At 36.3% G+C, this 20,877-nt stretch carries 20 protein-coding genes, 11 tRNA genes and 3 pseudogenes (1 of these 34 only partly in view); 30 read left to right on the forward strand and 4 right to left on the reverse strand.

What is annotated here, in order from left to right:
* The 15 genes and pseudogenes from NST63_RS03170 to NST63_RS03240 form a co-directional block, all read left to right on the forward strand.
* Window positions 1–51, forward strand: a tRNA-Asp gene (locus NST63_RS03170); it begins 26 nt to the left of the window's first position.
* Between the two features lie 10 nt (window positions 52–61).
* A tRNA-Phe gene (locus NST63_RS03175) sits at window positions 62–137 on the forward strand.
* Window positions 138–346: 209 nt separating this feature from the next.
* A tRNA-Thr gene (locus NST63_RS03180) sits at window positions 347–422 on the forward strand.
* A 12-nt stretch (window positions 423–434) separates the two neighbouring features.
* Window positions 435–519, forward strand: a tRNA-Tyr gene (locus tag NST63_RS03185).
* 6 nt (window positions 520–525) lie between these two features.
* A tRNA-His gene (locus NST63_RS03190) sits at window positions 526–601 on the forward strand.
* A gap of 18 nt (window positions 602–619) precedes the next feature.
* Window positions 620–694, forward strand: a tRNA-Gln gene (locus tag NST63_RS03195).
* A gap of 25 nt (window positions 695–719) precedes the next feature.
* A tRNA-Gly gene (locus NST63_RS03200) sits at window positions 720–793 on the forward strand.
* 18 nt (window positions 794–811) lie between these two features.
* Window positions 812–888 (forward strand) — tRNA-Ile (locus tag NST63_RS03205).
* 17 nt (window positions 889–905) lie between these two features.
* Window positions 906–980, forward strand: a tRNA-Asn gene (locus NST63_RS03210).
* A gap of 10 nt (window positions 981–990) precedes the next feature.
* Window positions 991–1,081 (forward strand) — tRNA-Ser (locus tag NST63_RS03215).
* Window positions 1,082–1,089: 8 nt separating this feature from the next.
* Window positions 1,090–1,163: transfer RNA gene (locus NST63_RS03220), tRNA-Arg, on the forward strand.
* A 314-nt stretch (window positions 1,164–1,477) separates the two neighbouring features.
* Window positions 1,478–2,646 (forward strand): annotated as a pseudogene (locus NST63_RS03225) (IS256 family transposase).
* A gap of 345 nt (window positions 2,647–2,991) precedes the next feature.
* The gene (locus NST63_RS03230) at window positions 2,992–3,672 is read left to right on the forward strand and encodes an SIMPL domain-containing protein (protein WP_341041239.1); all 681 of its coding nucleotides are present in this window, start codon (window positions 2,992–2,994) and stop codon (window positions 3,670–3,672) included.
* 94 nt (window positions 3,673–3,766) lie between these two features.
* On the forward strand, window positions 3,767–4,219 hold the full coding sequence (locus NST63_RS03235; RefSeq protein WP_341041240.1) for an NUDIX hydrolase: 453 nt from the start codon (window positions 3,767–3,769) through the stop codon (window positions 4,217–4,219).
* A gap of 66 nt (window positions 4,220–4,285) precedes the next feature.
* Window positions 4,286–4,762, forward strand: coding sequence for a GNAT family N-acetyltransferase (locus NST63_RS03240; RefSeq protein ID WP_058005239.1), 477 nt, complete (start codon window positions 4,286–4,288; stop codon window positions 4,760–4,762).
* Between the two features lie 56 nt (window positions 4,763–4,818).
* Here the strand turns inward: NST63_RS03240 and NST63_RS03245 are convergent, their stop codons facing one another.
* Entirely contained in the window at window positions 4,819–5,289 is a 471-nt protein-coding gene (locus NST63_RS03245) for a DinB family protein (RefSeq protein ID WP_341041241.1), read from the reverse strand.
* Window positions 5,290–5,389: 100 nt separating this feature from the next.
* Between NST63_RS03245 and NST63_RS03250 the strand changes: the two genes are divergently transcribed.
* The 6 genes and pseudogenes from NST63_RS03250 to NST63_RS03275 all read left to right on the forward strand — a co-directional run bounded on the left by NST63_RS03250 (window position 5,390) and on the right by NST63_RS03275 (window position 8,458).
* Complete coding sequence (locus NST63_RS03250; RefSeq protein WP_212945379.1) at window positions 5,390–5,794, forward strand: DUF4440 domain-containing protein; 405 nt, start codon at window positions 5,390–5,392, stop codon at window positions 5,792–5,794.
* Between the two features lie 130 nt (window positions 5,795–5,924).
* Window positions 5,925–6,491: a DJ-1/PfpI family protein gene (locus tag NST63_RS03255; RefSeq protein ID WP_212945380.1), complete on the forward strand. Its 567-nt coding sequence runs from the start codon at window positions 5,925–5,927 to the stop codon at window positions 6,489–6,491.
* Between the two features lie 231 nt (window positions 6,492–6,722).
* Window positions 6,723–7,046 carry a GNAT family N-acetyltransferase gene (locus tag NST63_RS03260; protein WP_341044141.1) on the forward strand — a complete coding sequence of 108 codons (324 nt, stop codon included), beginning with the start codon at window positions 6,723–6,725 and terminating at the stop codon, window positions 7,044–7,046.
* Between the two features lie 35 nt (window positions 7,047–7,081).
* Window positions 7,082–7,486: pseudogene (locus NST63_RS03265) on the forward strand (VOC family protein); the annotation flags it as partial.
* A gap of 54 nt (window positions 7,487–7,540) precedes the next feature.
* Window positions 7,541–7,654: pseudogene (locus tag NST63_RS03270) on the forward strand (ClpX C4-type zinc finger protein); the annotation flags it as partial.
* An 84-nt stretch (window positions 7,655–7,738) separates the two neighbouring features.
* Window positions 7,739–8,458 (forward strand): MBL fold metallo-hydrolase, encoded by a 720-nt coding sequence (locus NST63_RS03275; protein WP_212945381.1) that lies wholly within the window; start codon window positions 7,739–7,741, stop codon window positions 8,456–8,458.
* 317 nt (window positions 8,459–8,775) lie between these two features.
* Here the strand turns inward: NST63_RS03275 and NST63_RS03280 are convergent, their stop codons facing one another.
* A complete protein-coding gene (locus NST63_RS03280) occupies window positions 8,776–9,639 on the reverse strand; it encodes an AraC family transcriptional regulator (protein ID WP_341041242.1) in 864 nt (287 codons plus the stop codon).
* A gap of 322 nt (window positions 9,640–9,961) precedes the next feature.
* Between NST63_RS03280 and NST63_RS03285 the strand changes: the two genes are divergently transcribed.
* From NST63_RS03285 to NST63_RS03295, 3 genes are all read left to right on the forward strand, one after another.
* Window positions 9,962–10,714, forward strand: a complete 753-nt coding sequence (locus tag NST63_RS03285) for an aminoglycoside adenylyltransferase domain-containing protein (protein WP_341041243.1) — start codon at window positions 9,962–9,964, stop codon at window positions 10,712–10,714.
* 80 nt (window positions 10,715–10,794) lie between these two features.
* Window positions 10,795–11,226, forward strand: coding sequence for a MarR family winged helix-turn-helix transcriptional regulator (locus NST63_RS03290; RefSeq protein WP_212945384.1), 432 nt, complete (start codon window positions 10,795–10,797; stop codon window positions 11,224–11,226).
* Between the two features lie 62 nt (window positions 11,227–11,288).
* The gene (locus tag NST63_RS03295) at window positions 11,289–11,828 is read left to right on the forward strand and encodes an NADPH-dependent FMN reductase (RefSeq protein WP_341041244.1); all 540 of its coding nucleotides are present in this window, start codon (window positions 11,289–11,291) and stop codon (window positions 11,826–11,828) included.
* A gap of 40 nt (window positions 11,829–11,868) precedes the next feature.
* Here the strand turns inward: NST63_RS03295 and NST63_RS03300 are convergent, their stop codons facing one another.
* Both NST63_RS03300 and NST63_RS03305 read right to left on the reverse strand, forming a co-directional pair.
* Window positions 11,869–13,776, reverse strand: coding sequence for an FtsX-like permease family protein (locus NST63_RS03300; RefSeq protein WP_341041245.1), 1,908 nt, complete (start codon window positions 13,774–13,776; stop codon window positions 11,869–11,871).
* The gene (locus NST63_RS03305) at window positions 13,751–14,521 is read right to left on the reverse strand and encodes an ABC transporter ATP-binding protein (protein ID WP_212945387.1); all 771 of its coding nucleotides are present in this window, start codon (window positions 14,519–14,521) and stop codon (window positions 13,751–13,753) included. The genes NST63_RS03300 and NST63_RS03305 overlap by 26 nt, the downstream gene beginning before the upstream one ends.
* Before the next feature lie 806 nt (window positions 14,522–15,327).
* Between NST63_RS03305 and NST63_RS03310 the strand changes: the two genes are divergently transcribed.
* The 6 genes from NST63_RS03310 (at window position 15,328) to NST63_RS03335 (ending at window position 20,850) form a co-directional block, all read left to right on the forward strand.
* On the forward strand, window positions 15,328–16,212 hold the full coding sequence (locus tag NST63_RS03310) for a helix-turn-helix domain-containing protein (protein ID WP_212945388.1): 885 nt from the start codon (window positions 15,328–15,330) through the stop codon (window positions 16,210–16,212).
* Window positions 16,213–16,229: 17 nt separating this feature from the next.
* A complete protein-coding gene (locus NST63_RS03315; protein ID WP_212945389.1) occupies window positions 16,230–18,050 on the forward strand; it encodes a S41 family peptidase in 1,821 nt (606 codons plus the stop codon).
* Between the two features lie 26 nt (window positions 18,051–18,076).
* On the forward strand, window positions 18,077–18,286 hold the full coding sequence (locus NST63_RS03320) for a hypothetical protein (RefSeq protein WP_212945390.1): 210 nt from the start codon (window positions 18,077–18,079) through the stop codon (window positions 18,284–18,286).
* Window positions 18,287–18,367: 81 nt separating this feature from the next.
* Complete coding sequence (locus NST63_RS03325; protein WP_341041246.1) at window positions 18,368–19,381, forward strand: zinc-dependent alcohol dehydrogenase family protein; 1,014 nt, start codon at window positions 18,368–18,370, stop codon at window positions 19,379–19,381.
* Complete coding sequence (locus NST63_RS03330; protein WP_341041247.1) at window positions 19,365–20,294, forward strand: phosphotransferase enzyme family protein; 930 nt, start codon at window positions 19,365–19,367, stop codon at window positions 20,292–20,294. The genes NST63_RS03325 and NST63_RS03330 overlap by 17 nt, the downstream gene beginning before the upstream one ends.
* Window positions 20,284–20,850: a nucleotidyltransferase family protein gene (locus tag NST63_RS03335; RefSeq protein WP_341041248.1), complete on the forward strand. Its 567-nt coding sequence runs from the start codon at window positions 20,284–20,286 to the stop codon at window positions 20,848–20,850. Before NST63_RS03330 ends, NST63_RS03335 begins: the two co-directional genes overlap by 11 nt.
* The last annotated feature ends 27 nt before the right edge of the window (window positions 20,851–20,877 follow it).

A 20,877-nucleotide genomic window follows, 5' to 3' on the forward strand; every position in this document is an offset into this window, starting at 1 on the left:
GCCTGCCTGTCACGCAGGAGGTCGCGGGTTCGAGTCCCGTCCGGACCGCCATTTTATATTTGGCTCGGTAGCTCAGTCGGTAGAGCAATGGACTGAAAATCCATGTGTCGGCGGTTCGATTCCGTCCCGAGCCACCATTAAGATAAATTTAATCATGTTGATACTTTTCCTCTTTTGGGGGATAATAACATAATAGTTTGCCTGCCTAGCTCAATTGGTAGAGCACGACCGAATAAACGACTTTGAAATACATCAGCGTACAGCTTGAACCGCTGCTTGAATAAGCAAACTGAAAGCTGGACGACCATTACAACTAATCTCTTTTTGGGGATAATAATTTATTAATGCCGGCCTAGCTCAATTGGTAGAGCAACTGACTTGTAATCAGTAGGTTGGGGGTTCAAGTCCTCTGGCCGGCACCATTTTTCATTAGTGGAGGGGTAGCGAAGTGGCTAAACGCGGCGGACTGTAAATCCGCTCCCTCAGGGTTCGGCGGTTCGAATCCGTCCCCCTCCACCATTTATGGCGGATGTGGCGAAGTGGTTAACGCATCGGATTGTGGTTCCGACATTCGTGGGTTCGATTCCCATCATCCGCCCCATTATTAATACTATTTTATTGGGCTATAGCCAAGTGGTAAGGCAACGGACTTTGACTCCGTCACTCGTTGGTTCGAATCCAGCTAGCCCAGCCATATTTTATTTCAAGATAAGAGATCTGCGGGTGTAGTTTAGTGGTAAAACTACAGCCTTCCAAGCTGTTGTCGTGAGTTCGATTCTCATCACCCGCTCCATACATAATCACTCATAACGGGCCTATAGCTCAGCTGGTTAGAGCGCACGCCTGATAAGCGTGAGGTCGATGGTTCGAGTCCATTTAGGCCCACCATCTATAAATATTCCTGTTCCGCAGTAGCTCAGTGGTAGAGCAATCGGCTGTTAACCGATCGGTCGTAGGTTCGAATCCTACCTGCGGAGCCATTTTTTATATGGAGAAATACTCAAGTGGCTGAAGAGGCGCCCCTGCTAAGGGTGTAGGTCGGGTAACCGGCGCGAGGGTTCAAATCCCTCTTTCTCCGCCAGAATGAATGCGCCTTTAGCTCAGCAGGATAGAGCAACAGCCTTCTAAGCTGTGGGTCAGAGGTTCGAATCCTCTAAGGCGCGTAAAATCATAAATAAAAACCTCTACATAAAAAGTAGAGGTTTTTATTTTTCCAAAATCCTTCATAGTCTCATAGTAAAGCAAATAAAGTATTAAAAAATCTATATAAATATGTTTCATTCCTAGAGTTAAAACACATAATGAATGCAAACCCCAAAAAATGTGTCTCACGCGCTGGGCTTAACACACACTATGAATTCAAAACGATTAAGTCCGTATAATTGTGTAAAAAGAAAATGCAAAAAAAATGAGTCATTTTATTCACTCTTGGCAACACTGTTTTCAACCACGATAAACAATGAAAAGAGGAATAAAAATGACTCAAGTACAGTTTAACCTAAATTTGGATGTTTTAAAAGAAGCCATTGTAAATTCCAACCTTGATATGGTTATAAAATCAGCGGTTGTCTTAGTACTAAACGAATTTATGGAAAAAGAAAGGGATGACTATTTACAGGCTGCACCTTATGAACGAGCTGTTGAACGCCGTGACTATCGCAACGGTTATTATGAGCGTGATCTTATGATGAGCATCGGTACCTTAACACTTAAAGTACCACGGACACGCAACGGGGAATTCTCAACGACCGTTTTTGAAAAATATGCCCGTTGTGACCAGGCGTTGGTCCTCTCTATGCTGGAAATGGTCATCAATGGTGTTTCAACTAGGAATGTTACCAATATTGTCGAACAGCTTTGCGGCAAGAACATTTCCAAGTCGTTTGTATCATCACTTACACAAAAGCTTGATCCCATTGTGAACGAGTGGGCTAAGAGACCCTTAAATACAACATACTACCCTTTCGTATTCGTTGACGCTATGTATATAAAGGTGCGCGAGCACCAAAGCGTTGTTTCCAAGGTTGTTTATATTGCCACTGCCATTACTGAGAAGAATACACGTGAAATAATTGGCTTGAGTGTTGACCATGCGGAAAGTTTTGAGAGTTGGGGGCGGTTCTTCCAACAGCTAAAATCACGTGGCCTTCAATCTCCCAAACTAATCATTTCTGATGCTCATCAAGGTCTCCAGAAAGCGATACAACGTGAATTTATTGGGACTGCTTGGCAAATAATGTCCATTTTAAGCGAAATATCTTTAATAAACTTCCCAAAAAGAGCTCGGCTGAAATCAAGACAATGATCAAACGCGTATTTGAAGCAGTAACCATTGATGATATCCGTCTGTTTAAAGATGAGCTAATGAGTAGGTTCGGGACAGAGCCAAAGTTTGAAAAAGCACTTTCTATATTGGATGAGGGGTTCGAAGATACCATCCAGTATATGATCTTTCCGGAAAGTATCCGATACCACATCCGTAGTACCAATTCCCTTGAACGGCTGAACCAAGAAGTCCGTAGAAGAGAAAGGGTCATTCGTATTTTTCCAAACACCCAATCGGCTTTTCGCTTGATTGGAGCTGTTCTAATGCAATATCAGGATACGGTTTACTCTAATAGAAAAGCACTTATGGGTGGAAGGTAGAACAGATTATTTTCAGCTAAACTTCCATCATGGATGGTCACATATCCGGTAAGGGATGTCAAATTGAAAACCATTTGACATCCCTTACCGGATATAAAGTTCAAAATCCATGGAAGTTTCGCAAAAAAAAATAAAAGGGTTAAGGTTGAAAGTACTTGCCAGTGATTTTACACAAAAACCAGGACTTGAATCCAAATCCTCAAAAATGTGTCTCACCCACCAGTTTTAAGACACATCTTAAATCACCGAGATTAACCTAACTGTGGATAAATATAATTTTTTTCATTGTAGTGAATATCCCTCACAGCAAATTCATAAGACTTAGTATTTAAAAGGGGGGATAGTGTGAATAGTAAACAAAATTATCCACATGTTTCAGCAAGAGATTCACAAATTTATCGAAAGCAAAAACATCTTATGAAGGTTTCGGGTGAAGGATTGGTGAACGCTCAACCGGATATGGCGGAGATCACATTAGGTGTAGTGACAGAAAATAAAGATGTCAGTACAGCACAGTCAGAAAATACAAGAGTAATGTCAAGAATCATTCAGGCATTTTTACAAATGGGAATAGCCAATGACGATATAAAAACTGTTGATTACCGTATCGATGTCCAATATGAAAATGAAAATGGAAAAATAATCAGGCAGGGTTATAAAGTTACACATCTTATTAAGGTAATAATTAAAGAGATTAATTTTACAGGGAATGTTATAGATGTAGCCGTGCAGAATGGGGCTAATATGATAGCAGATATTCAATTTACATTAGCCCAACCCGAGGCATATTACCATCAAGCTTTGTCCCTAGCGTTAAAGGATGCCCAGCAAAAGGCAGCAACAATTACGAAGCAATTAGCCATCTCCTTTTATCACATTCCAGTAAAAATCACTGAAATATCTTCGGCCCCCTCAACATCACCTTTCCATGTAGCGTTATTTGCAAAAAGTGAAGGAACTCCCATTCAAACAGGGCAAACTCAGATAAAAGCCATGATTGAAGCAGAATTTGTTTATTTTTCATAAGAAAGATGAAGTACTAGAATTTTATTTCAGATAAAAAAGGATTTTCTCATACAAAAGTTGAATTGATAATATTCTAGAGATTGGGGGTTTTTGCATGAGAAAGGGTATCATTCGACCTTTAGCGATTTGTATTTTTCAAAAAGGCGATTCAATTCTAGTATCGGAAGGGATTGATCCGAAAACAGAAAATTATTTTTATCGTCCAGTTGGAGGAGGTATTGAGTATGGTGAAAGGAGTTCGGATGCAGTCATACGAGAAGTTAAGGAAGAAATTGGTGCAGACATCTGTCATTTAAAACTCTTAGGTACGTTAGAAAATATATTTACGTATGATGGTGATCTAGGTCATGAAATTGTTCAAGTATATGCAGCTGACTTTATTGATTCCTCCTATTATAATCTTTCAATATTTAAAGGAAAAGAAGATAATGGGATTGAATTTGATGTTATGTGGAAGCCTTTATCAGATTTTCAAAAGGAGTCTCGATTAGTTCCGGAAGGTCTCTTTGAATTATTAAAATCAAAAGTTTCTAAATTCTCCTCCTAAACTATTGCAAACACATGTTCTATTTTGGTATAATTCTATTGAATATTCCAATTGGAGGAGCTATATATGATTACAGTGGATAAGGTTGAATTACAGTTTTATCAATCTGAATGGTATGACTTGATAACTGATTATCATTTACCTGAAGAACAAGTACGTTTTACTGCGTTACCAATTGAAATGCTTGAAATTTCTCATGAACGTCATCCAATCATGATTGTAAGTAATCATGTTCCTGTTGGATTTTTTGTGTTGCATTCTAGTGATAGAGTGAAGGAATATACAGATAATCCGAATGCAATGCTATTAACTGCTTTTTCAGTCAATCATTCACAGCAGGGAAAAGGTTATGCTAAAAAAGGACTAGAGCAATTACCGATTTTTATTAATCGAGAATTTCCCAATTGTGATGAAATTGTTTTATCGGTTAATAAACTAAATGTACATGCTCAAAAAGTGTATGAAAGAGTCGGGTATATTGATACAGGGCGTAGAAGACCTGGAAAGATGGGAGAGCAATTAATTCTAAGTCTGTCATTATAATAAAGGTAAAAAAAGGGGCTGTTTCGTCTTTTCCTTATTAAACAGCCTCATCAATATTAAATATATTCTCTAATGATTAAGTCAGAATTTACCGGTTTAAGACCAAGTTCGCGGGACCAAATAGAAAGTTGCCCAATATGATGAATTTCATGTGAAATAAGGTGTCTGATAACTTTCCCATATGGAAAGGATAGCACCGAGCCATCTTTTCTTGTGATATAAAGGAGTTTATCCTCTTGTTCTTTATTCCAATTCATAAGAAAGTTTTTGGTAATCATTCTGGTAGATTGAGAGAATTCACGAACCTCCTCAAGCGTCGAGAAAGAATTAAATTCCTTTTTCAATACTGATGTTCCCTGCATTTGATGAATCCATAACTGCTCACAATCAATCACATGAAATAAAGTTTTTAAGAAACTACCCATACCACCATTACGCATGAAAGTTAATTCCTCATGAGAAATATTTTCACACCATTGAAACCAATCTTCTCGAACTTGCCAATTATAATAAAACAAATCTATCATAAATGATCATTCCCAACCTAGTGAACTGTCTCTATTTTACTCAATAGATTGAAAAATTAATATATTTAATAACCATTTTTAAAAGAAACGGGTGATTTTTTTGTGCATTGAATCCGAAGTTGCAAATCAAATTTATAGAATGATGCAGCTACATGAAAATTTTTCTATCGGTTCATACGAAGAAATGAACACTATGTATGCTGATGATTTTCAGGGCATGCTTTATATTCCTCATGTGGGAGAAGTAGAGCATTATAATGCAGAGCAGATAAGAGCAGGAAACAAAGAGGCGGCAGAATTCTATAAAGGAAAAAACATAAAATTTATTTATTCAGGTTTAGCGATTGTACCTCAAACAGAAACGCAAGCAGCTGTTTCCTATGAGGTGACATTTAAGCAAGAAGACAAAATGATGAAGGGGCTATCTTTGGAAGTTTGGCGGAAAGAATTAGATGGCAAGTGGAGAATGATACGTTGGTATGAAGAAAAGGGAAAGCTTCTGTAACTTAAAGCCCTTCGCAAAAAAACTTTGTTGCTGTTTCTAATAGAGTAAAAATCTTATTAGAATTTATAGGAACCCGTTAAAGAAAGAGTACGAAAAAACTTATTTAATATTTTTTTCATGGAGGTATTGAATGAGAAATATTCTATTTATCGCATATCCCATATATGCAGATTTTGAGATCGCTCATACATTGTTTTTCTTAAGAAAGGTTGGAAAAGTCAAAGTAACTACTGCAACTGTCGATGGAAAACATGTAGAAAGTGTTGGGGGATTAATCACGACACCACAAATAACATTAGCAGAAGCGAAAGTTGAGGATTATGATCTAGTACTTATCTCAGGCGGAGATGGAATTGAGACAATCATAAATGATTCATTGTTATCTGGGTTTTTACAGAATGCTCATTTAAAAGGAACTCCTATTGCAACCATATGTGCTGCTGCAACTTTACTAGGAAAGGCTGGTTTACTAAAAGGAAAAAAGTTTACCTGTACAGAAAATACGTTTACTCACTTTAGTGAGGTATTCGAAGGAGCTACTTATACGGGGAACAATATTGAGGTGTTAGATAATATCATCACGGCTAAAGGCACGGCATTTGCAGAATTTACTATTGCTGTTGGCGATCAAATGAAAATGTGGAAAAATGATGCGCAAAGTAGTGATGCATTACGCTTTTGTAAAGGAGAGGTTTGACAATACCCTTACAAATAATCGAATCAAAGGTTTCATCCGTGTTGCATGTGTCGAATTGGAAGTTGTGGAGGCGATTATCATTACTATTAAGATTATGCCTATTAATCACTTACTCAATCACGATCTATCCGATTTAATTCTAGAAAGCAAACAAGATGGTTTTCGATTTTTAAAAGACTTTTAGAAGAATATAGAAGTGGGGCGAATACTTTTAAACAACCGGGTGAAGGGATTTTTGGAGCATTTCATAAAAATGGAGAGTTAATTGGAATTGGTGGATTAACTATTGACCCTTACTCAAATGATAAAAATATTGGGCGTATAAGAAGATTTTATGTAAGTAAATCATTTCGAAGGCAAGGAGTAGGTAATCTTCTTTTAAAAGAAATTCTAAGCTTTGCGAGGGGATTTTTTAAAGTCGTTGTTCTTCGTACGGATACTTATCCAGCGGATCAATTTTATGTTTCATTTGGATTTAAAAAGACAAATACTTTTCCTCAATCGACCCACTATTTTCTCTTGGATAGTAAAACGAAAAGATTGGTTGAAATATAGAAAACATATAAATTCATAAAAGGAGAGATGAGAAGATGAAAGAATCATTAATTAGAGTAGGGACAGTGTATATACCCGTATCAAATGTAGAACAATCCACTGAATGGTATATGAATAATTTAGGGGCGGAGTTAAGTTATAATGATCAGGACAAAGCGATATTGAACTTTGCCAATCAAAGCTTTTTTCTTGTTAAATCAATAGAAAATCAAACTGCTAATTTCATTGATTACTACGGTCATGAACGTTTTTCTGTTACTTTTGAGGTAAATGGTCTACAAGCATTGGAAGCCTTACATGAATCTTTCGTCCAAAAAGGAATGAAGGTGGGGGAGATTGAGGATAGAGGACATACTGGAAGGAACTTTGTTTTTTATGACCTAGATAATAATCAATTCGATGTATGGAGCGAGCTAAGTCCAGTTTATAAACAGTTATTTCAGTTAGAAAATTCAGAAGCAACTGGTGCAACTTACACAGATGTTTGCTCGTTTTGTAATAGAAGTCGAGCGGAGATCGGGGAGCTAGCAGTAGGGCCTAGTGTCTCAATCTGTAAGGAGTGTTTGGAATTTGGCAAGGAAGTGTTAAAATCGCATCAAAATAATTGATAAAAATTTTTTGTTTTGCTTTCTTCATTTTTTTACGCAATTAGGATATTCTGATAAAGCATTACATATGAAGGAGGAAGAGAAATGAAAGTAGCTGATCACGTAGAAATGATTGAACTCAATATTGAAGGTTTTAAGATCAATCCAACACTCCTATGGGATGATGAAATGGCGATATTGGTGGATACAGGAATGCCAGGTCAGCTTTCAGCTATAAAGGCTGCAATGCAACAAGTTGGAGTACCTTTTGAAAAGCTGAAAGCGGTCATTTTGACACACCAGGATATTGATCATATTGGCAGTCTTCCAGAAATCCTTCAGGAATCACAAGGGAAAATTGAAGTATATGCACATGAGTTAGACAAACCTTATATCGAAGGAACTAAGCATATGATGAAGGCAGACCCTACTAAAATAAGTAAAGAGGTATGGGATACGCTTCCGCCTTCGATGCAAGCTTTATATATGAATCCTCCGAAAGCGAAGGTCGACCATACGCTTGTGGATGGGCAGGAACTGACCTTTTTTGGTGGAATCCAAGTCATTTTTACTCCTGGCCATACTCCGGGACATATTAGTTTATATCTTAATGAAAGTAAGACGCTTGTCGTGGGAGATGCCATGGTCTTAAATAATGGAGCTATCAATGGTCCCGTTCCGCGAAATACACCAGATATGGAAACGGCTATACATTCTCTTAGTAAATTTCTAGACTATGATATTCAATCTGTTATTTGTTATCATGGCGGATATACGAATGAAAATATCAAAGAACAGATCCAAGAGATTGTTCAGAATAACTAATTTAAATGGGACTGTCGGGCATTACCACAGTGACAGTCCCTACTGTTTTTATACAAAGTCTACGAAACGGACTCAGTTTAACAAGTTTTTCCTTCTCATTACCCATTTAAATTCTTTCTATTTAAGGTGAGTCTCTTAAGAAGCTAAGAAGTGCCGTAGACAAGCTCTAATATATGAAAAAGGTACGACTTTCCGATTATATGAGAAAATATAAAAGCAAAATTAATATAAAATAAGGTTGAGACCTAAATGATAAGAATCCCAACCTTTTTAGATTTTATGTGTCATTTTTTTGTAGATATAATCCGCGAGTTTCTTTAACTTTTTTTCTTTACTGCTATCCAAATTTCACTATATACATTTTCCGATGTACTATTGTACTCTGTGAAAGAAATTCCAGGTAGTTCTACTAATTCATAATCTGAAGAAGGCAGCCATTCAGAGTAAATTTTTGCAGTAGTTTCTTGAAGTGTAGTAGGAAATGGACCTTGATTAGGGAAGATTGCCCATAAACTTTCTTCAATAGTAATTTGCTCTAAATGATCAAATGGATTTTCTTTTGTAGTTGCAAAACCAATCATATGAGTTAAAGATCCTTTTTCCTCTAGGTAGCCATCATCAAAATTATAAGATACATTCAATACTTGATGAGGATATAAATCGGCTAATTGGTGCATGTCATTTTTTTGTTGCTCGGAAATAGACTGGGCGAGTTCTAAGATAGCTTTATTCTCACCTTCGAATTGAATAGGCACTTTTTTTGAAACACCTACTATATTAAATTTCTCTTTCTTTTCGATTTTGAATTCCATAGATTTTCCTCCTTTTATATCGATATAGAATGAAAATTTGGGAAATGATTTTTGAATTTTGTTTTTAGCTACTTCTGAAGGTAAAAAACCACTCCATTCACGAAAGGCTCGTGAAAATCCTTCTATTGATTGATACCCATATTTATAGGCAATATCGGTCACTTTTGCTCCGTTAATTAATTCAACATTTGCAAGTGATAGCCTCCTGTTTTTGATATATTCACTCAATGACATTCCAGCCATATACGAAAACATTCTCTTAAAATGATAATCAGATAGTCCTACAATTTTTGATATATCCTTTCCGGAAATATCCTCTGTTAAATGCGTTTCTATATAATCCATTAAGTGATTGAATTCCTGTAACATTCATTTCCCTCCTTTAATACATAGTATCTTTAAAATCTAAGATTCACTCGATATTTCTTATACGGAATTTATCGGAATCCTGCTGCTTCGCCATCGTCAATTCACTAATTTTATATCATCCGATTCTTTTTCAAAATATCCTCAAATGAACACATGAATAGCATCCTAATTTTCTCGACGTTAATTTTTCTATGTGATTTAAACATTATCGTGATGATTGAATAAACAAATGCATAAAAGGGACTACTTACTTTGACGAGTCATCCCTTTTTTTATATCATAAAAAATTAGAATAGTCTTAAAAATGGAAGGGGGAAATCCGGTGGTTGAACAATTTTTGGATAAGGTTTGTTCGCTATTCGAGAGGCATCTAAAGTCAAATTTAATAGGAGTTTATTTACATGGATCACTAGCAATGGGGTGTTTTCAACCTCAAAAAAGTGATGTAGATATTTTAGTTATTGTGAAAGAGAAACTTTCTAAGGAGAAAAAGAAGGGGCTTATTCAAGATATTTTGCAATTGGAAGAATATAACCTAGAGATGAGTGTTTTAGTAGAAAAAGATATCATCGATTTCAAGCATCCTTCACCATTTGAGCTACATTATTCACAGGTACATAGGGATAGATATTTGCAAGATCCTGATTATCTTTGTGGGGATACCGTTGATCCGGATCTGGCAGCGCATCTTGTTGTTACCTATGAAAGGGGAATCTGTCTTTTAGGAAAACCAGTGAAATCTGTCTTTAAGAAGATCGATCGAAGCTATTATATTCAATCCATTGTTTTTGATATTGACAATTCGGTTCAAGAAATTATCCATAATCCCGTGTACTATATACTTAATCTATGTAGAGTGCTTTATTATTTATCAGAGGGTGTAGTCTCTTCTAAAAAAGAAGGGGGTGAATGGGGAGAGAAGATGGTTCCTCATGAATATAAAGAATTAATTTCAAAGGCTCTATCCCAATATATGAATCCAAAATTTTGTGGATTTGGGGTAAACGATATGTTTCTAAAGGAATTTGCCACGTATATGCTGCAGGAAATTAAGTCATTTGAGATTGTAGGTTGACTTGATTGACAATGGTTCATCCCTTTTTGTAAAATAGGTTTTGTAAATCGTTGATATGTCAACTAATTAGGGTGATCTATTTGAAATATGAACCATTAAATAATTTAGGTGTATTCATTCATTCGGTTGATTTAGAAATTACTAGCTTTGTGAATAAAAAGCTTGCGGATTTCCAGTTAACATCGGAACAAAATTTAATTATGGCTATTCTTTGGGAACAAGAGGGAGTATCTCAAAATGAGATTGCCTTAAGGCTAAATAAGGATAAATCAAGTGTTGCTAGAATGATTGTTACTCTTGAAAAGAAAGGTTACATTTATCGAACAATTTGCCAAAAGGATCGACGCTCGATTGAAGTGTTTCTCACTGAAAAGGGAAAAATGCTTGGGAAAGACGTTATCCCGATTAACCAGAATATTATTAACACAATAAGTAAGGGGATGACTGATGAAGAAGTCACTCAATTACAAAGGCTTTTGACAAAAGTTCGTGAGAATGTGGCTGAACTTTAATATGGTTTGAGACGGATTAATAGTTGATATATCAACTATTTTAATAATTGGAGGGAAAAGACATGAAAATAGTTGCAATCGTTGGAAGTATTCGTAAGGAATCATATAATTTAAAACTAGCAAAATATATACAAACAAGATATGCAGATCGCTTTGACCTTGAAATACTAAATATTAAGGATCTACCGCATTATGATCAAGATATTGAGATGAATCCCCCAGAGGTTGTTACTGAATTTAAAGGAAAAGTAGCTGAAGCCGATGCAGTCCTTTGGGTAACTCCTGAATTCAATTATTCTATTCCAGGTGTTTTAAAGAATGCGATTGATTGGTTATCTCGTGTGGAAAAAGTCATGATTGGGAAACCATCTTGGATCATGGGTGCAACAATGGGAGCTTTAGGTACAGTACGCGCTCAACAACATTTACGTGATATTTTATTCTGTCCAGGTGTAGGATCTCCTTTACTTCCAGGAAACGAAGTATATGTAGGTTCTGTTCATGAAAAAATTGATGAATCAGGGAATCTAACACATGAATCAACAGTTAAGTTTATTGATTTAGTTGTTGATAATTTTATCAACTGGATGAACCAACGATAATAGAGAAACACCGTTCCAATAAGGGAACGGTGTTTTTGCTTTACATTACTTCTTTATATAAATGCTTCAAATAACGCCAACGAGCTATAAAAAAGTAAATGATCTGTGCTGATAAAAATGCAATAAAGATCATTAATGATGATTTCATTACCGAAAAGTCTACTAGTCTTTGCAAGGCAAAAAAGGCAACAGAGCTATGGATAAGGGCCATGACAAAGGGCAAGAAAAATAACAGCACTAACTGCCGTGAAATAATCTGTTTCATTTCTTTTCTACTCAAACCAACCTTTGAAATCATACGATATTGCTGTTCATCTCGGTTTAAATCTGCATAAAGACGGAAATAGATGAAGCTTGCTGCAAAAGTAAAGAACACGATTCCGATTAAACCACTTAATATAAATAATAGTCCATTCTCTTGCTTGGAATATAACCAATTTAACACTAGTGCACTAAATCCATAATCATCCATCTCTTTATTTAATTTTTGTGCTACTTCCTTGGTCTTTGGCCAATCTTTTACAACGAATCTAATTTCTTTAAAGTAATAGGATCCTTCTTCCTTCTCGAGACGGGAAAACTTCTCATATATTTCATCAGCTACAACGGCTGTGTTGTCGCCAATATCAGGCAATACGATATAAGGCAATGTCTTTTTGAACGTAAATGTGGTGGAAAAATCCCCTTTTTCAACATCTAATTGTTCGATTTTTTGTCCCTTAATTCTCCAAGCATTTTTCTGAGTGACAGAGGTAGGTGTAAATATCGCTTCATTCTTTTTGACAGTTTCTGTCTTGTAGCCTAGTGCTTTAGCCAAAGAATTATAATCACTTAGCTTTATGAGAGTTACCCCATTTGAAGAGTAAAGGGGTGTGTAAGATCCCATTTTAAATGGAAAATCAGCTTTCTTTAGTTCTGTTTCAATCTGTTGAACCTTTTGCTTTTCAGTTTTTTCATCTGTAGATGTGTAGCTGAATGCATAAGGATTGGTCATTTCGGACAAACCTGAGTTTCCTAGCGCTAAGCATGTTCCGATTCCAGTAAATGCTGATGCAGAAATGACAGCTACTAAGAAAAACATCACTGCATTATCCTTTATTCGATACATTAATTCCGAAATAGTTAACATATTTGTTTTCTTAAAAAAGAACTTTTCTTTTTTCTTTAAGTTGTGGATGGTATAGACACTGAACTGTGTAAATAAAAAGTAGGTTCCTACAATTGTTAGGGCAACTCCAGAGAGTAATAACTTAAATGAAAAAACCTGCATGATGGCAAACCAAAGGACCATCCCATATCCTAAAACAAGGCAAAGTACAGCAAGAAAGGATAGCCATGGGGAAGCCTTTGGTTCAGGCTTTGGCTTCTCTTCTGATTTTACTAGTTCCACTACTGTTCCTTTGCGAATCACTCTAGAAGTGAATAATGAAATCAAAAGAAAGAGTAAGAGAAATGCTCCAGCAGTCATGAAAGCTGCTTTTAGTGGCAAGTAAAATTTTAAGCCAGCTTGAATAGCAAGAATATGTGCGCAGATAATTAAAAGAAGCTTCGAAAAAACAATCCCTACAACAATTCCTACAATAATAGAGGCAAATCCAATGATCATATTTTCAACGAAAAGCAGGCGATGAAATTGCTTCCTAGACATTCCAAGAATCATTAGAATACCAAACTCTTTTTTACGTAGTTTTAAAAAGGCACTGACAGAGTATAGCAAAAAGAAAAATGAAAAAATGAAAATAATCACTTGCGCAGTTTTAATCCCCATTGATCCTAATGAGGCAATCATTGGGCTAGTTGCTTTAAGCTCTCCTTGTAAATCAGGATGAAATAAGAGCATGGCATAGATGAAAAAGATCATGACCGAGAAAGCACTACTTAAAAAATGAGCTAAATAGGTTCGCTTATTACGGAGAACATTATTAGTTGCGAATTGTCGCATGTTCATTTGATGTCCCCCCTATAATTGATAGCCTTTCAATTATTTTTTGATAGAAATCAGAGCGATTATGACTCGCTTGAATTTCGTGATCGAGTTGTCCATCCTTTATAAAGATGACACGATCACAGTAGCTAGCTGCTAATGCATCATGTGTAACAAGTAGCATGGTAGATTTTTCTTCGTTGTTCAGCTTTTCTAAAAGCTCCATGACATCTTTTGCCGCCTTCGAATCGAGATTTCCAGTAGGCTCATCTGCCAAAATTAGCTTCGGATGGTTGATCAAGGCACGTGCAATGGCAGTTCGTTGGGCTTGCCCACCTGATATTTCATATGTCCGTTTATTTAAAATAGCTGAAATCCCTAGCTTTTCGGCAAATGTATTCACTTTTGTATTCATTTCATTTAGATCGACGCCATCAAGTGTAAGGGGAAGAACAATATTCTCCTTTACAGTTAAAGTGGGAAGAAGATTAAATGATTGGAAGACAAAGCCCAATTCACGTCTGCGGAAAATAGCTAGTTTTTTATGGGATAATTGAAAAGGATTCTCCCCACCAATTTGAATTTCTCCAGAGGTAGGTCGATCAATCGTTGAAATCATATTTAATAAGGTCGTCTTTCCACTCCCAGAAGGCCCCATAATTCCAACAAATTCCCCTTCATTAATGGAAAGGTTAATTTGACGTAGAGCTTCGTAATCAATATTCCCTTTATATACTTTGCTAAGATTCTTTACAGTCAACACTTTCATCTATAATTCCTCCTGTCTGATGTGTATGTATTACATAGTTCATACACTATGTGTGTATTATATGTTTAATACACCATGAGGTCAACCGGAAATTTTATATTTGGCTCTTTTCTCCCACATTGTTGCTATTTAAGTTAAGTTGGAATCAATAAGCGGTACCAAAAGAGTGAGCGGAAATCCTGTGAAGAAGGAAAGAGTGAGTTTGATTACCTTAAAGGAGGAAGCAGAGTGTTCAGGGTAACGAAAGAGCGAGATTGGTTACCGAGAAGGAGGAAACGGGTGTCCAAGGTAACGAAAAGGAGGGTTTAGTGACCGAGAAGGAGGAAAGAGAGTATTCAGGGTAACGAAAGAGCGAGATTGGTTACCGAGAAGAGGGAAAACGGTTGTCCTGGTAACGAAAGGTAGAGTTTAGTTACCGAGGAAGAGGAACCAGAGTGTGCAGGGTAACGAAAGGAAGCGTTTGATTACCGAGAAGAGGGAAAACGGGTGTTCAAGGTAACGGAAGGTCGAGTTTAGTTGCCGAGAAGGAGGAACCAGAGGCCAAGGTAACGAAAGATCGAGTTTGATTACCGTGAAGGAAGAAAAAACCGATCCATATAGGTGTCTTCTTTCATTTCACGAGAAAAGAACGGAAAACTTTATAAAAACAGCTGGAATCCATTATTGGGTGTAAAAGCTGGCAGTTGAGTTTTGCCACGAGTGGACAAGCAATACGAAATTTGATTGATGAATTTACGAAATTAGCAATAAAAGTCAAGAAGGGAAAGGAAATATTTAGTACTCTATGAATAAGGGAGGTGCAAAACTTGAAATACCAGCAAATTATTCAGAAAGCTATTGATTATATTGAGGAAAACTTACACCAACCGCTTTCGATTGATTTAGTAGCTAGTGTTTGTGGATTTTCAAAATTTCATTTTTTAAGAGTCTTCCAGAACGAAGTTGGTATGACGATAGGGGACTATATTCGAATGAGAAGATTGACCAATTCTGCAAGAATGTTAATAGATACGAATGAATCGATTATTAATATAGCTTTTTATTTTGGCTTTGGGGCACCTGAAGCATTTACACGTGCATTTAAAAAGCAATACCATATGCCACCAGGGGAATATAGGCGAGCAATGAATATTATTTTGAATAAAAATGGAGGGGAAAACATGAAACAACAAAAACAAGAAATAAAAGGTTGGTTTCTTACAGGAACGAGTCCGCATAATTACGAGATGGGGTTAGATACAAAAAATGTCCACCAAGGAAAAGCTTCAGGATATATCCGATCAAGGTCAGTGGCAACTATTGAAGAATTTGCGACGATGATGCAGCAGTTTAAAGCAAAAAAATACATTGGACAAAGGCTTAAGTTTTCTGCTTTTGTCAAATCTGAAAAGGTAGATGGATATTGCGGATTATGGATGAGAATAGACAATGCGGCGGGTGATGTACTGCAATTTGATAATATGAGTAATCGTCCGATTGTAAAGGATACCAATTGGAATCTATATTCTATTGTGCTTGATATCCCTGAAAATAGTGCAGTTATCGCTTTCGGAGTTATACTTTCTGGACGAGGTCATGTTTGGTTAGATCAATGTAAGTTTGAGGTGGTTGATGAAAAAACACCAACGACGAATATTGAAATGGCTTATGAATTGCTGGATGAACCAGTGAATTTGTCATTTGATATGTAATGTAAAGGATGACGTAGATGAAAAAAGTCTATTGGTTTTTACCAATTATCATAGTAATCCTTTCGATTAGCATAGCGGTACTGTTTAATCAATCTAAGCAAAAACAAGTGGATGGCTCATTAACAAATGGTCAAAGAATTGAAAATCTACATGCACTAGCAAAATTGTACGGATATGTCCGTTATTTTCATCCAAGTGATGAAGTAGAAAAGGTAACGTGGGATTCCTTCCTTACATTTGCAGTGGGGGAAGTTATAGATGCTAGGAATCAACAAGAACTTAAGATGCAATTAGAAAAGTTATTTCAACCGATTGCACCTACATTAGTAATTTATGAAAAAAACAAAGATAATCTTATAGCAAATAAAACGAATTCAGCAAAGAAATCAAACCAATTTATTGCTTGGCAGCATAGAGGGCCGGGATCCATAAATGCAGAAGGACAACTCTATCAAAGCAAAAGAGTAATATTTGATCGTCAATTACAGGCGAAAGATTCTCTTTTTTCAAAGCTACCGAATATAAACGAGGTTATTGATAAACCTATTAACCAAACTTTAAATATAAAACTACCGATTGTATTAGCTGTTCAAAATGGTAAAAGCCTCGGTTCAACAGAAGAGTCAAAAGATGGATTTTTAAAGTTACAAACCCAATTATTAAAATTAAAGCCAGATATCTTTGCTTCAAAACAAACAACAAGAATGGCTGGTGTTATTGAACTGTGGAATAGGATCCAACATTTTTATCCATATTTCGATGAAATTCATATAGATTGGGATAAAGAATTATACAATTCGTTAAAGAAAGGTCTAAACACTAAAGATAGAGCTGATTATACGCATTTAATTAATATCATGACGGAAAAGCTTCAAGATGGCCATATTGGAAGATCGATGAATAAAGAAGCAAACTATATTTTGCCATTTGGATTAGAGAAAATTGATAATCAAATTATAGTTACTAAGTTATTAAAGGATTCTCCGTTTAAGCAAGGAGATATTCTCTTGACAATTGATGGTGAGGATATTCATATAGTATTGGAAAAACTTAAATCAGAAATATCGGGTTCACCACAGGTAAAAGAATCTGTTGCCTTAAGAGAATTTATTCTTAATAAGGATCCAAAAGAAGTTAGTATAAAGGTTCTTCGTGATGAAAAACAACTTGTGATACCATCGAAATATGGTTCAAATGAAGGTTTTTTTAAAACTCCTTTTGATAAATTAATAAAAGAGCTTCAGGATGGAATATTCTATATTGATTTATTTGGTATTAGAAAAGAAGAATTTGATCAATTTATTGAAAAACTAGAAAGTGCAAAAGGAATCATTTTCGACACCCGCTACTCTAGTAGGAATTCTTATGAGGAACAGGTTTATATTTTATCGCATTTAATTAATAAACCGATAAAAGGACAAATTTTTCTGATCCCAGAATATATTTATCCGGACCAAGAAAAGGTAGCTTATAATTCTAATTATCGTCAAAGCTTAATTCCGATAAAACCACGTTTGCAGGGGAAATTCGTCTTTCTAACAAACGAGGGCAATATTAGTGCTGGCGAAAGCATATTAGGTTTTATTGAGGATAATAAAATTGGAGAGATTCTAGGTAAGCCAACCGCTGGAGCAAATGGAAATGGTTCTTTAATTACATTACCTGGTGGAATAAAAATTGTTTTTACGGGAATGAAGGTAATAAAGGGGGATCACTCCCAGCTACACGCAATTGGTATTATGCCAACGATTCCAGTGGAATTATCGATTAACGGGATTAAAAATAACAAAGACGAGTATATTGAACAGGCAATTAAAGTAATAAATAATGAAAAGTAATAAAGAGTTGAATGGAGGATGGTATGGTGAATGATCACGTCCATTTTAAAGCAATTCTAACTAGCATCATGATTGCTTTATTAATTACTAGTGCCAATTATCTTCTGGGAATGTTGATCCATTTGTTTATGGATAGAGGGCAAAGGGATTTTTTCTCTACAGGCACAATGATTATTTTCACTCTCATTTTTATCAGCAGCTATGTGTATATGCTGCAGGAATATAAAAATTCATAAATGAATTGCGTTGCTTCATGGAGGAAGTAACGCTTTTTTTATAGAATAAGAGAATAGTACTTTTTTAAGGAGACATGCGTGTTGAAAGCAAAAAGTGTGATTTGTTATGAGTTTGGAAAACCAGAGGACGTTCTTTATGTGGTGAATAGAAGAGTTAATCCGCCAGCAGAGGGGGAAGTTCTCGTTCGGATGTTGATGAGTCCGATTAATCCTTCCGATTTAATTCCGGTAAGAGGCTCGTATTCCCATCGTATTTCATTGCCAATGGTGCCTGGTTATGAGGGAGTAGGGGTTGTAGAGGAAGTAGGTCCATCTGTATCTCGAAATCTATTAGGGAAGCGGGTTCTCCCATTAAGAGGTGATGGGACGTGGCAGGATTTTGTAAAGGTTCCGTCCGAATGGTTGGTACCGATTCCGCCATCAATTAACGATCAAACTGCGGCCCAATTATATATCAACCCATTAACAGCTTTGGTGATATGTCAGGAAGTTTTATGTTTGGGATTCGGGGATGTTTTACTTATGAATGCGGCTGGTTCTGCAATTGGACGGATTTTTGCTCAGCTATCGATGATATTTGGCTTTCAATTTATAGCGGTTACGAGGAATTCGAATGATACACAGGAGCTCCTTCAACTAGGTGCAGCATATGTAATCGATACATCTTGCTCCTCACTTAAGGAATCGATAATGGAAATAACGAGTGGGCGTGGGGTGAGTGCAGCAATTGATTCAATTGGAGGTACAGAGGGTACCCAATTAGTTGATTGTTTGCAACCTCATGGAAACTATTTAGCGATTGGACTTTTATCGGGAATTCCGATTCAGTGGCAGGAAGTTTCAAAGCGAACGGCAGTCAATGTGAAATTATTTCACCTACGCCATTGGAACAAGCAAGTCTCGCCATATGATTGGCAAGAAAAATTTCATCAAATAATGAACTTCGTCAAGGAGCAACGTCTAAAAATTACAATGCCGGAAATATATTTTGATTTGTTAAACGTACGGGAAGCAGTAGTAGAAGCGGAATCTCCTAATAGGAAGGGGAAAAAAATCTGTTTGAAAATGGGGAATGAAGATGGCGCAGATGAATAAAGAAAAAATCCTTAAATATTGGGGAGTCCATGTCGGAGAGATATCTAAACTTTCTGAGCAAGCCATTTTAGTTAAAGACAAAACTAATGAAAAATATGTTTTGAAACGAAAGTTGGATATCCAAGCAGCAAGAAACGAACTTGCTATTTTACAGTATTTGCAGGACTTCGATATCAGCGTTCCTACTCCCATGCTATGTAAAAAGAATACATATATCATTGATGATGAGGGGAGGTATTTTAGCTTATATACCTACTTGCCAGGTCGAGTGTTTTCAGCAAGGGAAATCATTGAAAATCCACTAGTACCGCAGCATTTTGGTAGGACACTCGCAATGCTCCATCATTTGTTAAGTGATCATCCCCTTATCAGTCAATTTCCAACTAGAGATGCATATCAATCAGTCTATCATTTTGCAAGAAAGGCAATGGACAAGGTAGAAAGCCGAAGTGATCGGCTAGAGCAAATTTATCAAGAATTGGAATCAGAATTTCAACTGAAAGTAAAAAATCTTCCTAAACAAATTATTCATCGTGATGCTCATCTTTCTAATTTTGTTTATGGAGAAAAAGATTTGCTAGGTGTCATCGATTTTGAGCTAGCTGAGGTGAATGTAAGGATTTTTGATCTTTGCTATTGTGCGACAAGTGTTCTTAATGAGGTTTTTCATGATAAACGATTAAGCACAGAATGGTTAACTTTTGTAGGAAAATTAGTTGATTCCTATCATCAAAAAAATCCATTAAGTAAGTTAGAATATGACGCAATTTGGTATGTCATGCTTGCCATTCAATCGATTTTTATGGCTTATTTTGCCCGGATTCCCCATCTATTCGATCACAATCAAGCGATGTTTTTATGGCTTTTTGATAGAAAGGAACTTTTAAAAGGAAGTGTTAAACATGCTAAATAATAAAGAGGATATCCTCAAATTAATCCAAGAGGATGTATGGATGATGGATATTTTACGTGCAGCACAAACCCTTCATTTACCTGATTGGTGGGTATGTGCAGGATTTGTCCGGTCGAAGATTTGGGATACGCTTCATCATGTTAAGGATCGGACCCCATTGGCAGATGTTGATGTCATATATTTTGATCCGGAGAGGATAGATGAGGAGGAAGAAAAGAGGTTAGAAGTAAAGCTAAGGAGCTTACTTCCAGATGTACCATGGTCGGTCAAAAATGAGGCAAGGATGCATACGGTTAATGGTATTCCACCATATACCTCCTCAGTGGATGCTATAGCAAAATTTCCTGAAACAGCCACGGCTTTAGGGGTGAAGTTGGATGATGACCAGCAGCTTAATTTGGCAGCCCCTTGTGGGGTTTCGGATGTAATCAATATGTTGATCAAGCCGACTGCTTATTTTAAGGAGAATGAAGAACGAAGAATCATTTATGAAAATAGAATTGTTGCGAAAGATTGGCAATCTGTTTGGGAGAACATTACTGTCCATCATTGCTAAAAACATATTAATAGGTTTAATGGGACT

This window comes from Heyndrickxia sp. FSL W8-0496 (assembly GCF_038007825.1).
Taxonomy (GTDB): Bacteria; Bacillota; Bacilli; order Bacillales; family Bacillaceae_C; genus Heyndrickxia; species Heyndrickxia oleronia.

Excerpts from the sequence above, each read along its gene's own strand:
- NST63_RS03235 (WP_341041240.1), top strand. The coding sequence starts at position 3,767 with ATGAGAAAGGGTATCATTCGACCTTTAGCGATTTGTATTTTTCAAAAA.
- NST63_RS03240 (WP_058005239.1), top strand. The coding sequence starts at position 4,286 with ATGATTACAGTGGATAAGGTTGAATTACAGTTTTATCAATCTGAATGG.
- NST63_RS03245 (WP_341041241.1), bottom strand. The coding sequence starts at position 5,289 with ATGATAGATTTGTTTTATTATAATTGGCAAGTTCGAGAAGATTGGTTT.
- NST63_RS03255 (WP_212945380.1), top strand. The coding sequence starts at position 5,925 with ATGAGAAATATTCTATTTATCGCATATCCCATATATGCAGATTTTGAG.
- NST63_RS03275 (WP_212945381.1), top strand. The coding sequence starts at position 7,739 with ATGAAAGTAGCTGATCACGTAGAAATGATTGAACTCAATATTGAAGGT.
- NST63_RS03280 (WP_341041242.1), bottom strand. The coding sequence starts at position 9,639 with ATGTTACAGGAATTCAATCACTTAATGGATTATATAGAAACGCATTTA.
- NST63_RS03295 (WP_341041244.1), top strand. The coding sequence starts at position 11,289 with ATGAAAATAGTTGCAATCGTTGGAAGTATTCGTAAGGAATCATATAAT.
- NST63_RS03300 (WP_341041245.1), bottom strand. The coding sequence starts at position 13,776 with ATGAACATGCGACAATTCGCAACTAATAATGTTCTCCGTAATAAGCGA.
- NST63_RS03305 (WP_212945387.1), bottom strand. The coding sequence starts at position 14,521 with ATGAAAGTGTTGACTGTAAAGAATCTTAGCAAAGTATATAAAGGGAAT.
- NST63_RS03315 (WP_212945389.1), top strand. The coding sequence starts at position 16,230 with ATGAAAAAAGTCTATTGGTTTTTACCAATTATCATAGTAATCCTTTCG.
- NST63_RS03330 (WP_341041247.1), top strand. The coding sequence starts at position 19,365 with ATGGCGCAGATGAATAAAGAAAAAATCCTTAAATATTGGGGAGTCCAT.
- NST63_RS03335 (WP_341041248.1), top strand. The coding sequence starts at position 20,284 with ATGCTAAATAATAAAGAGGATATCCTCAAATTAATCCAAGAGGATGTA.